The sequence below is a fragment of the Streptomyces hazeniae genome, from assembly GCF_031845485.1.
Lineage (GTDB): Bacteria > Actinomycetota > Actinomycetes > Streptomycetales > Streptomycetaceae > Streptomyces > Streptomyces hazeniae.
Map to the genome: position 1 here is coordinate 107,220 of NZ_JAVREQ010000016.1, position 12,660 is coordinate 119,879.

General features: G+C 72.8%; 13 protein-coding genes. 5 read left to right on the forward strand and 8 right to left on the reverse strand.

The window, feature by feature from the left end; genetic code table 11:
* The first annotated feature begins 32 nt into the window (after nucleotides 1-32).
* Together RM572_RS18225 and RM572_RS18230 are read left to right on the forward strand one after the other, a co-directional pair.
* Entirely contained in the window at nucleotides 33-1,424 is a 1,392-nt protein-coding gene (locus tag RM572_RS18225) for a 3-oxoacyl-ACP reductase (protein WP_311674418.1), read from the forward strand.
* 2 nt (nucleotides 1,425-1,426) lie between these two features.
* Nucleotides 1,427-2,386, forward strand: coding sequence for a MaoC/PaaZ C-terminal domain-containing protein (locus RM572_RS18230; protein WP_311674462.1), 960 nt, complete (start codon nucleotides 1,427-1,429; stop codon nucleotides 2,384-2,386).
* On the opposite strand, the gene RM572_RS18235 is transcribed toward RM572_RS18230, so the two are convergent.
* The 6 genes from RM572_RS18235 to RM572_RS18260 all read right to left on the reverse strand — a co-directional run bounded on the left by RM572_RS18235 (nucleotide 2,352) and on the right by RM572_RS18260 (nucleotide 7,952).
* The gene (locus RM572_RS18235; RefSeq protein WP_394813635.1) at nucleotides 2,352-3,059 is read right to left on the reverse strand and encodes a TetR/AcrR family transcriptional regulator; all 708 of its coding nucleotides are present in this window, start codon (nucleotides 3,057-3,059) and stop codon (nucleotides 2,352-2,354) included. The genes RM572_RS18230 and RM572_RS18235 overlap by 35 nt on opposite strands.
* A 94-nt stretch (nucleotides 3,060-3,153) precedes the next feature.
* Entirely contained in the window at nucleotides 3,154-4,551 is a 1,398-nt protein-coding gene (locus RM572_RS18240; RefSeq protein WP_311674419.1) for a dicarboxylate/amino acid:cation symporter, read from the reverse strand.
* Between the two features lie 398 nt (nucleotides 4,552-4,949).
* Complete coding sequence (locus RM572_RS18245; RefSeq protein WP_311674420.1) at nucleotides 4,950-5,240, reverse strand: DUF4229 domain-containing protein; 291 nt, start codon at nucleotides 5,238-5,240, stop codon at nucleotides 4,950-4,952.
* Between the two features lie 217 nt (nucleotides 5,241-5,457).
* Nucleotides 5,458-6,624 (reverse strand): aminofutalosine synthase MqnE, encoded by a 1,167-nt coding sequence (gene mqnE / locus RM572_RS18250; protein WP_136182919.1) that lies wholly within the window; start codon nucleotides 6,622-6,624, stop codon nucleotides 5,458-5,460.
* A 68-nt stretch (nucleotides 6,625-6,692) separates the two neighbouring features.
* The gene (locus RM572_RS18255) at nucleotides 6,693-7,148 is read right to left on the reverse strand and encodes an Lrp/AsnC family transcriptional regulator (RefSeq protein ID WP_027764581.1); all 456 of its coding nucleotides are present in this window, start codon (nucleotides 7,146-7,148) and stop codon (nucleotides 6,693-6,695) included.
* A 105-nt stretch (nucleotides 7,149-7,253) separates the two neighbouring features.
* Nucleotides 7,254-7,952 (reverse strand): UbiX family flavin prenyltransferase, encoded by a 699-nt coding sequence (locus RM572_RS18260; RefSeq protein ID WP_051308515.1) that lies wholly within the window; start codon nucleotides 7,950-7,952, stop codon nucleotides 7,254-7,256.
* 44 nt (nucleotides 7,953-7,996) lie between these two features.
* Here RM572_RS18260 and RM572_RS18265 point away from each other — a divergent pair, with 44 nt between their 5' ends.
* Together RM572_RS18265 and RM572_RS18270 are read left to right on the forward strand one after the other, a co-directional pair.
* A complete protein-coding gene (locus tag RM572_RS18265) occupies nucleotides 7,997-9,073 on the forward strand; it encodes a hypothetical protein (RefSeq protein ID WP_311674422.1) in 1,077 nt (358 codons plus the stop codon).
* A 120-nt stretch (nucleotides 9,074-9,193) separates the two neighbouring features.
* Nucleotides 9,194-9,787 (forward strand): rhomboid family intramembrane serine protease, encoded by a 594-nt coding sequence (locus RM572_RS18270; protein WP_311674423.1) that lies wholly within the window; start codon nucleotides 9,194-9,196, stop codon nucleotides 9,785-9,787.
* A 67-nt stretch (nucleotides 9,788-9,854) separates the two neighbouring features.
* On the opposite strand, the gene mqnP is transcribed toward RM572_RS18270, so the two are convergent.
* Nucleotides 9,855-10,754, reverse strand: a complete 900-nt coding sequence (gene mqnP, locus RM572_RS18275; RefSeq protein WP_311674424.1) for a menaquinone biosynthesis prenyltransferase MqnP — start codon at nucleotides 10,752-10,754, stop codon at nucleotides 9,855-9,857.
* Nucleotides 10,751-12,202, reverse strand: coding sequence for a menaquinone biosynthesis decarboxylase (locus RM572_RS18280; protein ID WP_311674425.1), 1,452 nt, complete (start codon nucleotides 12,200-12,202; stop codon nucleotides 10,751-10,753). Before RM572_RS18280 ends, mqnP begins: the two co-directional genes overlap by 4 nt.
* Nucleotides 12,203-12,281: 79 nt before the next feature.
* On the opposite strand from RM572_RS18280, the gene RM572_RS18285 reads away from it, so the two are divergent.
* A complete protein-coding gene (locus RM572_RS18285; RefSeq protein ID WP_311674426.1) occupies nucleotides 12,282-12,623 on the forward strand; it encodes a PLD nuclease N-terminal domain-containing protein in 342 nt (113 codons plus the stop codon).
* Nucleotides 12,624-12,660 lie beyond the last annotated feature (37 nt).

A 12,660-nucleotide genomic window follows, 5' to 3' on the forward strand; every position in this document is an offset into this window, starting at 1 on the left:
AGTAAACTCACGCGGAGGCGAGGAGAAGCGGAATGGCGGACCGTTACCTGCAGTGGACCCGTTCCGGTCCCGGCCGCTTCCTCTCCCGTCGCCTCGGCCTCCCCCGGCCCGCGCCGCTGCACCGCTGGTCGGAGCGGCGGCCGGTGCTCGAGGGCGGCCCGCTGCTGCACCTCACCGCCGGACGCACGGCGTGCGACGGGACGGAACTGGCAGCGGCGCTCGGCGGATGCGGACTCGAGGTGCGTACCGGAACGGGTGCCGAGGCAGGCACCCCCTCCGGCATCGAGCCGCGAACCGGAGCCGGTGGGGGCGACCGGTTCTCCGCCGTCGTCCTGGACGCTACGGGTATCCGCGCGGTTGCGGAACTCCGGGAGGTGCACCGGGCGCTCCACCCGGTCGCCCGACGCATCGCCGGCGGCGGCCGCGTCGTCGTCCTGGGCGCCGCTCCGGACCCCGCCGACCACCACCGGGCCGCCGCACAACAGGCGCTGGAGGGGTTCGTGCGGTCCCTGGGCAAGGAGGTCGGGGGCGGCCGTACGGCGCAGCTCCTGCGCCTCGCGCCGGGGGCGTCGGCGGCGGGCGCCGCGTCCACGCTGCGCTTCCTGCTCTCCCCGAAGTCGGCGTACGTCAGCGGCCAGGTGGTGGAGATCGCGGCCCGGCTCCCCGGGACCGCGCCCGGCGCCCCGGGGCGCCCGCTGGCCGGCCGTACGGCGCTGGTGACCGGAGCGGGACGCGGCATCGGCGAGGCGGTGGCCGCCACCCTGGCCCGGGACGGCGCGCACGTGCTGTGCCTCGACGTCCCGCAGGCCGAACGGGACCTGGCCGCCGTCGCCGAACGCCTGGGCGGCACACCGCTCCCTCTCGACATCACCGCCGACGACGCGGGCGCCCGCATCGAGGAGGCCCTGCCGCCCGGCGGCCTGGACGTGCTGGTGCACAACGCGGGCATCACGCGCGACCGCCGCCTCGCCAACATGGCCGCCGACCGCTGGGACGCCGTCCTGGAGGTCAACCTGGACAGCGTGCTGCGCACCACCGACCACCTGCTGCAGGCGAAGGCCCTGCCCGACGGCGGCCGTATCGTCGCCACCGCCTCCATCGCGGGCCTCGCCGGGAACACCGGGCAGACCAACTACGCGGCGAGCAAGGCGGGCATCGTCGGCCTGGTCCGCGCCCTCGCGCCGGCCGCCGCCGAACGGCACGGCGTCACGGTGAACGCCGTCGCGCCCGGCTTCATCGAAACGCGCATGACGGACGCCGTCCCGCTCCTGATCCGGGAGGCCGGGCGACGGATGAACTCCCTGGCGCAGGGCGGCCTTCCGGAGGACGTCGCGGAGACCACCGCCTGGCTCGCCCACCCGGAGTCCGGCGCGGTCAACGGACAGGTCGTGCGGGTCTGCGGCCAGAGCCTGCTGGGGGCGTGACGATGGCGCTGACCACCACCCTGCTCCGGGGCGCGCTCGGCTCGCTGCGCAAGCGCCCGCCGTACGAAGGCGCTGCGCTGCCCGCCCGCGTCCTGACGGCCCCCTCGGTGCGGATCGACGCCCGGCACGTGGCCGCGTACGCCGAGGTGTGCGGCTTCCCGCCCACCGGCGGCACCGGGCCGCTGCCGCCCACCTACCCGCACCTGCTCGGCTTCCCGCTGGCGATGCGGCTGCTGGCCGGCGCCGACTTCCCGTTCCCGCTGCTCGGGCTGGTCCACACCGGCATCGAGGTCGCCCAGCGGCGGGCGCTGCGGCCGGGCGACCGGCCGGAGATCCGCGTGCACACCGAGGGCCTCGCGCCGCACCGGCGCGGCACCGCCTTCCACGTCGTCACCTCGGCATGGCTGGACGGTGCGGAGGTCTGGTCCTCGCGCAGCACCTACCTGTGCCGGCACCGGCGGCCGGACGCCGCACCGGAGACGGGCGGAGCGGACGGCGCGGTCCGCACGAACCGCACGGACACAGCCACCCGCACGGACGGGGCCGGGGACGCCGCACCACTGCCGGTGCGCGCCGAGTGGCGCCTGCCCGGCGACCTGGGACGGCGCTACGGCGCCGTCTCCGGCGACCGCAACCCCATCCACCTGCATCCGCTCACCGCGCGGGCGTTCGGCTTCCCGCGCGCGATCGCCCACGGCATGTGGACGTTCGCCCGCTGCCTCGCCGAGACGTCCGGAACGGCCGTGGGCACGGGCGCGGGCACCGGCACCGGCACCGGCACCGGCACCAGTGACCCGGAACGCCTCACGGCGCACGCACGCTTCGCCGCGCCCGTGCTGCTGCCCGGCGAGGTCGTGCTGCTCGCCGGGGACGGAGCGGAGGGCGCCTTCGCGCTGCGGGACAGCCGGGACCGCGCCCGGCTGCACGTCAGCGGGAAGGTGTCCAGCGGGCCCCCTTCATGAGGCCCTCCAGGCCCGCCCAGCAGAAGTTCATCAGCGTCGCGGCGGTCTCCTTCGCCGACGGACGGTCCTCCTCCCGGGAGTTGGCCCAGTCGGCGAGGGACTCGGCGGAGCCGACCAGCGCGTGGGCCAGACCGGACACCTCGCGGTCCATCAGGCCCTCGTCGCAGCCCGCGTCCTGAGCCACCCGGCCCAGCAGAGCGGTCACCAGCGCGACGATCTCGGCCCGCATCCCGGCCACCACACCGGCGAAGGTCTCCCCCTCCCCCGGCGCCTGCTGGTGCAGCACCGTCCACCCGTCCGGGTGCGCCGCGGTGTGCGCGAAGAACGCGCAGAGTCCGTTCCACAGCTGCTGGTCGGGCGGGAGGGTCTGGTCCCGCGTGCCGTCGAGCACCGCCTTGGTCAGCGCGGCGGCCTCCCGGTCGATGCAGGCGGTGAAGAGGTCGTCCTTCGACTTCAGGTACTGGTACACCAGCGGCTTGGAGACCCCCGCCGCCTCGGCGATGTCGTCCATCGACGCCGCCCGGTACCCGTGCCGCCCGAAGGCCCCCACCGCCGCATCCAGCATCTGCTGCTCGCGCACCGCGCGCGGAACCCGCTTGCCGTTCTTCGTCCCCACCTTTTCGCCCTTCGCGTCGCCCCCCGCCCCTGAGCGCCGTTCCGTCCTGTTCACCATACGCCGCTGCTCCCCCGGATCTCCCTGGTCCGGAGGAGCAGCAACGGCGTTGCGCGCCGCAGGCGTTGTGCGGGAACAGGCCCGGGCGCGGGTGTCAGGCGGGAACGGGCGCGCGGGCGTCGTCCTCCGCGTGATCCTCGGCGTCGTCCTCGGCTCCGGTCTTCCCCTCCGCGCCGGCCGGGCCGGTCCCGTCGCGGTCCAGGTCCTCGATGCTGAAGCTCTTCGCGCTGTGGAAGGCGTCGAGGTCGAGGATCTTCTCGCGGGCCGCGACCAGCACCGGCACCAGCGCCTGCCCGGCCACGTTGGTGGCGGTGCGCATCATGTCCAGGATCGGGTCGATGGCGAGCAGGAGGCCGACACCGGCCAGCGGCAGGCCCAGGGTGGAGAGGGTCAGGGTCAGCATCACCGTGGCGCCGGTCAGGCCGGCGGTGGCGGCGGAGCCGATGACCGAGACGAACGCGATCAGCAGGTAGTCGCCGACGCCGAGGTCCACGCCGAAGATCTGCGCGACGAAGATGGCCGCGAGGGCGGGGTAGATGGAAGCGCAGCCGTCCATCTTGGTGGTGGCGCCGAACGGCACCGCGAAGGAGGTGTACTCCTTCGGCACGCCCAGCCGTTCGGTGACCTTCTGCGTCAGGGGCATGGTGCCGACCGAGGAGCGGGAGACGAACGCCAGCTGGAGGGCGGGCCAGGCGCCGCGGAAGAACTGCACCGGGTTCACCCGGGCGACGGTGGCCAGCAGCAGCGGGTACACGCCGAAGACGACGAGCGCGCAGCCGATGTAGACGTCGGCGGTGAAGGTGGCGTACTGGCCGATGAGCCCCCAGCCGTAGTCCTTGATGGCGGTGCCGATGAGGCCCAGCGAGCCGAGCGGGGCCAGCCGGATGACCCACCACAGGGCCTTCTGCAGCAGGGACAGCACCGACTCGCTCAGTTCCAGCAGGGGTTCGGCCTTCGGGCCGAGCTTCAGCGCCGCCAGGCCGACCACGGCGGCCATGAAGACGATCTGGAGGACGTTGAGTTCGGTGAACGGCGTGACGACGTCGGTCGGGACGATGCCGGTGAGGAAGTCCAGCCAGGACCCGGCGGACTCCGGCTCGGCGCCGTCCCGCGTGGTGAGGCCGGTGCCGGCGCCCGGGTTCGTCAGCAGACCGATGGTCAGCCCGATGGCCACGGCGATCAGCGAGGTCACCATGAACCACAGCAGGGTGCGGCCGGCCAGCCGCGCGGCGTTGGACACCTTCCGCAGGTTGGTGATGGAGATCACGATCGCGAAGAAGACCAGCGGAGCGACGGCCAGCTTCAGGAGCTGCACGAACGTTTCACCGGTCTTGGTGAGGGCGGTGCCGAGCCAGCCGACGTCGGCGCTGCGGGCCAGCCAGCCGAGCAGCACGCCGAGCACCAGACCGGCCAGGATCTGAGCCCAGAACGGAACGCGAGGTATGCGGAATCGCTGCTGCTTCGACGCAGAGAGCTTCGCATCAGAGGACACGGACACACTCCGAGGAGGAAAGAAAGGGAACGGGGAACGCGTGCGGGCATGCGGGAGCCGAGCGCACGACGGCGCGGGAGCGCCTGCGGGGGGTGCCGGAGTGGGTCCGGCCGCCGGTCAGGCCCTGCGACAGGTCGCGGAGAGGCAGCGGCAGAGATCGACGTGCAGCCGCGCGACCAGCATCGTCGTGGTCGCGTTCGTGAACGGGGCTGCGGTCGTCATGGCCCTCACGCTAACACCGGGCCTTATACCGCCCCAAAGTCCGGCTTCTGGATCGACGGTCACGCCGATGCACAACGCCCCACCGGGGACGGCGATTCCCGGCGGGGCGTGCGGAACGGGTGTGACGAACGCGACGTCGCCACCGGCGTGCGAGGCGGACGTGCGGGGCGGGCGGGTCAGGCCGCGTCGTCCTCCATGGAACGGTTCGCGGACAGCTTCGCCTTCGCGCGGTCGACGCCGCCCGCGATCTGCTCCGCCATGGCGTCGCGCTGCCGGCGCAGCAGGATGTAGCTCAGCGGCGCGGACAGCACCAGTGCCAGCAGCAGGATCCAGAGCGGGTTGGACCTGCCGATGCCCTCGGGCAGCACCCCGGTGTACGCCAGCACGGCGGCGAGCACGAGACAGCCGAGGAAGATGCCCAGCCGCAGGGTGGTGTAGCGGAGCGTGGCGTGCGAGGTGCTGCTCACGGTCGTTTCTTCCTTCTTCGGGATCAGGTGAGGGCCAGCCACATGGTGACCTCGTCGCGGTCCTCGTCGTCCGCGACCTTGAGTGCACCGGGCACCCGCCCGGCCTCCTGGGACGACAGGGGCACGCCGCCGACGATATCCGGCCGCGCGGCACGGGCCCCGCGCCGGGGTCGGGCCGCGGGGCGCCGGCCGGTCGCCGACGCCCGGGGCCCTCGGCTCACAGGCGCATGGGCTGCGGCGTTTCGCGCCGCTGGGCGTCCGGGCCCGGGTACTCGCGGATGACCTCGTAGCGGGTGTTCCGCTCGACCGGCCGGAATCCCGCGTCGCGGATGAGCTCCAGCAGGTCCTCGCGGGTGAGCTTGTCGGGGGTGCCGAAGTCGTCCGCGTCGTGCGTGATCTTGTACTCGACGACGGACCCGTCCATGTCGTCGGCGCCGTGCTGCAGCGCGAGCTGTGCGGTCTGGACGCCGTGCATGACCCAGAAGACCTTCACGTGCGGCACGTTGTCGAAGAGCAGGCGGGAGACCGCGAAGGTGCGCAGCGCCTCCGCGCCGGTGGCCATCGTCGTGCGGGCCTGGAGCCGGTTGCGGACCTTGCCGTCCTGCATGTCGACGAAGTCGTGCTGGTAGCGCAGGGGGATGAAGACCTGGAAGCCGCCGGTCTCGTCCTGGAGCTCGCGCAGCCGCAGCACGTGGTCGACGCGGTGGCGCGGCTCCTCGATGTGGCCGTACAGCATGGTGCACGGGGTCTTCAGACCCTTCTCGTGCGCCAGGCGGTGGATGCGCGACCAGTCCTCCCAGTGGGTGGCGTGGTCGACGATGTGCTGCCGGACCTCCGGGTCGAAGATCTCCGCGCCGCCGCCGGTCAGCGACTCCAGGCCGGCGTCGATCAGCTCGTCCAGGATCTCCGAGGCGGGCATGCCGGAGATGGTCTCGAAGTGGTGGATCTCGGTGGCGGTGAAGGCCTTCAGCGACACCGTGTCCGGCAGTGCCTCCTTCAGCGCGCTGAGCGAGCGCGGGTAGTAGCGCCAGGGCAGCGTGGGGTGCAGGCCGTTGACGATGTGCAGCTCGGTGAGGTTGTCGCCCTCCATCGCCTTGGCGAGCTTGACGGCCTCCTCGATGCGCATGGTGTAGGCGTCCTTCTCCCCCGGCTTGCGCTGGAAGGAGCAGTACGCGCACGACGCCGTGCACACGTTGGTCATGTTCAGGTGACGGTTGACGTTGAAGTGGACGACGTCGCCGTTCTTCCGCGTCCGCACCTCGTGGGCGAGACCGCCCAGCCAGGCGAGGTCGTCGCACGCGTACAGAGCGATGCCGTCCTCACGGGTGAGCCGCTCACCCGAACGGACCTTGTCCTCCAGCTCGCGCCTGAGCCCAGCGTCCATGCCGCACGCGCCTCCTCGCCTCACGGATTCGGGCGCTTTGCGTACCGGCGCCCCGATCGAGCGTAGCCCTACACCTCGTCGGGCAGTTCGCCGACCCTGTTCTCCCACTTTGTGGAGAGCACGATGGTGGTCCGGGTGCGGGAGACGCCCTTGGTGCCGGAGAGACGGCGGATGGTGCGCTCCAGCCCGTCCACGTCCGTCGCGCGGACCTTGAGCATGTAGGAGTCGTCGCCGGCGATGAACCAGCAGTCCTCGATCTCGGCGAGGTCCCGCATCCGGCCCGCGACCTCCTCGTGGTCGACGGCATCGGAGAGCTGGATGCCGACCAGCGCCGTGACGCCCAGGCCCAGCGAGGGCGCGTCGACGGTCGCGCGGTAGCCGGTGATGACGCCGGCCGCCTCCAACCGGTTGATGCGGTCGGTGACGCTGGGGCCGGAGAGGCCGACGAGCCGGCCGAGCTCGGCGTACGAGGCCCTGCCGTTCTCGCGCAGCGCCTGGATGAGCTGCCTGTCCACCGCGTCCATGCGTCCTACGCCTTCCGTCTTCCCGGGTCGGGATTCGAGTGTTTCCCGCATTCCTCGGATACGAATCTAAGGCATGGCCGCGTCATCTCCTGCGGTCGGCCCGTCCTACGGGCCGTCCGGCGGGGCCGACGCGTCCCGTGTGACCTCCCGGCCGCCGCCGAGCTCGCCCCGCCAGCGGCGGTACAGCTTGTGCGGGACGCCGGCCGCGTCCAGCACCCGGCCGGCGACGAAGTCGACCAGGTCCTGCGCGTCCCGCACCCCGGCGTAGAAGGCGGGCGAGGCGGGCAGCACCACGGCGCCCGCGTCGTCCAGCGTCACCAGGTGGCGCAGCGTCTGGCCGGTCAGCGGCGTCTCGCGGACGGTCACCACCAGCGGCCGCCGCTCCTTCAGCGTCACCGAGGCGGTGCGCTGCAGCAGGTCCTTCGACAGGCCCAGCGCCACGCCCGCCACGCAGGCCGTGCTCGCGGGCACGACGAGCATGCCGCGCGTCGGGTACGACCCCGACGACGGCCCGGCCGCGAGGTCGCCGGCCGCCCAGTGCCGCACGCCGCTCACGTCCACGTCGTACGCGTCCGGGGTGCCGTCGGCGCCGCGGGCGAGCCAGCGGCGCAGGTCCTCCTCGGCGTGCGCGTCGCGGAACGGATGACCGGTCTCGTCCAGAACGGTCAGCCGGGCGGCCCGGCTCACCACCAGGTCCACGGGCTCACCCGCGTGCAGCAGCGCACGCAGCACCGCCGCCGCGTACGGAGTGCCGGAGGCCCCGGAGACGCCCACGACCCAGGGCCGGCGCTGGCTGGAAGTCACGCACCGAGCGTACGACGTGCCCCGGCTGGCCAACGGGGGCGGTCATGCGGTTGGCTCGGGAGATGCGCGCCTCCCGTTCACCCCGCCGTCACGCCGCCGTCGCCGCCGGTGTCTGCCTGCTGCTGGCCGGAGCCGTCGCCTGCGGCCCCGCCGAAGCCGCGGGCTCGCCCGCCGACACCGTGCGCGGCGCCGTCGACCGGATGACCGCCGAGGAGTCGGCGACGGTCGTCGCCGACCTCGACGCCCCGGTCGGCGAGGTGCGGGAGCTGCTGTCGGCCTTCGGCCGGGACACCGGCCCGGAACGGGCGCGGCGGCTGGCGCAGGCCGAGGTCGCGCTCGCTCTGGAGGCGGAGAGGGCCCTGAACGAGCTGGAGGACTACGGCCCGGAGACCCGGCTGGTGATGGCCCTGTGCCTCGGCGACCGCGACGTGGTGTCGTACAAGTCGATCGGCGACCGGGTCTACCTGCGGATCCAGCCGAAGGAACTGCTGCGTCACGGCGGGCTCACCCGGCAGGAGCGCGACCGGGTGCGGAGGGTTCTGCGGCTCGCCGACGACCTGCCCGGCTCGCTGCACTCCGTCGACCGGCTGCTGGGCGGCGGCTGGGTCAGCATGAAGCCCGAGGCGTTCGCCGACTACGCCTGGGCGCTGGAGGAGTTCACCGGCCTGTCCGTGGACCGCGGCGGCGTGCGCGGCGCGAGCAACGTGCTGGACGGCGACGAGCTGCGCGGCACGATGGCCGGACTGGAGGACGTGCTCACCCGGCACACCACCTACCGGGTGACCGGGGAGAAGGACGGCGTGCAGCGGCTGCACGCCGAGCTGCCCGCCCGGCGTACGGCACGGGCGCTCGCCCCGCTGCTGCAGCCGCTCGGCACCGGCTTCGACCCCGCCGAGGCGGGGGACCGCCGGGTGCCGGCGGAGGTGGTGCTGCGCCGCGGCTCGCTGGCCGAGGTGCGCTTCGACCTGGGCGGACTGGTCGGCGACGGAGCGGCGGACGTGCCGCTGCGGCTGCGGTTCTCGCCGGGCGACGTGTACTCCCCGAACCCGCCCCGTAACGCGCCCGAGCTGGCACCGCAGGACCTGCTGGCCGCCGCGCTGTACCGGGCGGCCCGGTCGTAGCGGCACCACGTCGTAGCCCCCGTTCGCGGCGTACGCCCGGGCACGTGGGGAACCGGGGCGATCCGGGTAGCGTTGCACGGTGAGAGGCACTGGGCTCTCCAGGGGGAGGGGAGGCACACGATGACGAGCGAGACGACGTACCGGACCGCGTCCGCGCTGAAGCTCATCCTGGTCTGGGTGGGCCTGATGTGGGTGCTGGAGGCGGTCGACTACGCCACCGGTCACGCGCTGGACCCGTACGGCATCTCGCCCCGGCAGACGGACGAGCTGCTGGACATCGTCCCGGCCGCGTTCCTGCACTTCGGCTGGGACCACCTGATGGCGAACACCGTGCCGCTGCTGGTGCTGGGCTTCATGGCCGCGCTGCGCGGCATCGGCACGTTCCTGGCCGTCTCGCTGATCACCATCCTGGTCAGCGGGCTGGGCGTGTGGGTCACGGCGCCGGTGCCGAGCAACACGGCGGGCGCGTCCGGGCTCGTGTTCGGCCTGTTCGGCTACCTGGTGGTGCGCGGCTTCGTGGACCGGCGCATCGCGGACGTCGCGCTGGGCGGCGTGGTGGTCGTGCTGTACGGGTCGATCCTGTGGGGCGTGCTGCCGACGACGCCGGGGGTGTCGTGGCAGGGCCACCTCTTCGGGCTGATCGGCGGCGTGATGGCGGCGTTCATGACCTCGCGGAGCCGCGTGGCGGGCGAGCAGAAACCGGCCTGGCACTGACCCGGCACCGGCCTGGCGGCAGGCGGGCGGCCGCCGCGGTGCCTCACCCCCCGCGTGCCGGAACGGCTCAGCCCGCGGAGAGGCCCCGCAGGGCGAGGTCGGCCAGCGCGCAGGCGAAGAGCGCCATGCCGATGAAGCCGTTCACCGTGAAGAAGGCACGGTTCAGGCGGCTCAGGTCGCCCGGCCGTACGATCGCATGCTCGTACGCGAACGCGGCCGTCACGAGCGCGAGCCCGGCCCACCACGGCAGGCCCGCGCCCGTCGCGACGCCGAACCACGCGAGCAGCAGCACCGTGACCCCGTGCGCGACGCGTGCGCCGTACAGCGCGGCCGCGATGCCGAAGCGCGCGGGCACGGACCGCACGCCCTCCGCGCGGTCGGCGGCGACGTCCTGGCAGCCGAAGATCAGGTCGAAGCCGCCGATCCAGATGCCGACCGCCAGACCCAGCAGCACGGCCTCCCACGACCAGGTGCCGGTCACCGCGATCCACGCGCCGATCGGCCCGATGGCCTGCGCGAGTCCGAGGATCGCGTGCGGGAAGTCCGTGAAGCGCTTGCCGTACGGGTAGACGACCATGGGCACCACGGCGGCCGGCGCCAGCGCCAGGCACAGCGGGTTGAGCAGGGCCGCCGCGCCGAGGAAGACGGCCAGCGAGACCGCCGCGCCGATCTGCGCGGTGCGTACCGACACCGCGCCGGTGACGAGCTCCCGCCCGGCCGTGCGGGGGTTGCGGGCGTCGATCTCGCGGTCGATGATCCGGTTCGCGGCCATCGCGAACGTCCGCAGGCTCACCATGGCGACGGTGATCAGCAGCAGCTCCCACCAGTGCACGCGCCCGTCGTCCAGGAACATCGCGGTCAGGGCCGCGATGTAGGCGAAGGGCAGCGCGAACACCGAGTGCTCGATCATCACCAGCCGCAGGAACGCGCGCACGGGGTTCGACGTCGCCTGCGCGTCCGAGGTCACAGGCCGTACTCCTTCCAGCGGCGGTCGACCGTCGCCGCCGTGTCGGGGTCGGAGAGCACCATGTGCGGCCAGCCGCCGTCGCGGGTGTAGCCCTCCTCGGGCCACTTGGCGGTGGCGTCGATGCCCGCCTTGCCGCCCCAGAACTGCTGGTAGGAGGCGTGGTCGAGGTGGTCGACGGGCCCGTCGACCACCTGGAGGTCGCGGGCGTAGTCGGTGTTGCCCAGCGCACGCCAGGCGACCTCGTGCAGGTCGTGCACGTCGCAGTCGGCGTCGACGACGACGATCAGCTTGGTGAGCGACATCATGTGCGCGCCCCAGATCGCGGACATCACCTTCTGCGCGTGCTTCGGGTAGCGCTTGTCGATGGAGACGATGGCGCAGTTGTGGAAGCCGCCGGCCTCGGGGAGGTGGTAGTCGACGATGTCCGGGACGATCACCTTGAGCAGCGGCAGGAAGAAGCGTTCCGTCGCCCGCCCCAGCGGCCCGTCCTCGGTCGGCGGACGGCCGACGACGATGGACTGCAGGACCGGCTTCTTCCGCATCGTGACGCAGTCGATCGTGAGCGCCGGGAACGGCTCCTGCGGCGTGTAGAAGCCGGTGTGGTCGCCGAACGGGCCCTCCGGCAGCATCTCGCCGGGCTCCAGCCATCCCTCCAGCACGACCTCCGCATCGGCCGGTACCTGCAGCGGCACCGTCTCGCAGTCGACCATCTCGACGCGCTTGCCCTGGACGAAGCCCGCGAAGAGGTACTCGTCGATGTCGGCGGGCAGCGGCGCGGTGGAGGCGTAGGTGACGGCGGGCGGGCAGCCGAAGGCGATCGCGACGGGCAGCTTCTCACCGCGCCGGGCGGCGACCTGGTAGTGGTTCCGGCTGTCCTTGTGGATCTGCCAGTGCATGCCGATCGTGCGCTTGTCGTGCCGCTGGAGGCGGTAGAGGCCGAGGTTCCGTACGCCGGACTCCGGGTCCTTCGTGTGGGTGAGGCCGAGGTTGAAGAACGACCCGCCGTCCTCCGGCCAGGTGAACAGCGCGGGCAGCGCGTCCAGGTCCACGTCGTCGCCGCGCAGCACCACGTCCCGGACCGGGCCGTTGCGCACCTTCTTCGGCGGCACGTGCGCCATCGCGCCCAGCTTGCCGAACGCCTCCCGCATACCGACGAAGCCCTGCGGCAGCTCCGGCTTGAGCAGCCCGCCGATCTTCTCGCTGATCTCGGCGTACGACGTCAGGCCGAGCGCCTTGAGCAGCCGCCGGTCGGTGCCGTAGACGTTCATGGCCAGGGGCATCGAGGAACCCTTGACGTTCTCGAAGAGCAGCGCCGGTCCCCCGGACTTCTGCACCCGGTCGACGATCTCCCCGACCTCGAGGTACGGATCGACCTCCGCCTTGATGCGCTTGAGGTCGCCTTCGCGTTCGAGCGCCCGCAGCAGCGAGCGGAGATCGTCGTATGCCATGGCCTCAGTATCGAGCATGTGGATTTCCGGCCGTTACGCTGGTGTCCGTACACCCGACGCACCCCAGGGGGCGCCCCGCATGCTCAGGTATCTGCCGTTCCTGTTGGTCCTGGCGATCTGGATCTTCGCCTTCATCGACTGCCTGAACACGCCCGAGAACGAGGTGCGCAAGCTGCCGAAGCTGGCGTGGGTGTTCATCGTGCTGCTCTTCGGGCAGGTGCTGATCGGCCCGATCGCCTGGTTCCTGGTCGGCAGGCCGCGGCGGAACGCGCCGTACGGCGCGCAGCGGCCGCAGGAGCGGCGCTGGGTGGCGCCGGACGACAACCCGGACTTCCTCAAGTCGCTGGGCGAGGAGGACGAGCGCCGGCGCCGCGACACGGGCGGCGGCGACGACGAGACCCCGCCCCCGACGGGCGCGTAACCCCCGACGGCCGCCGGCCGACGCGTCCCCGTGCCCG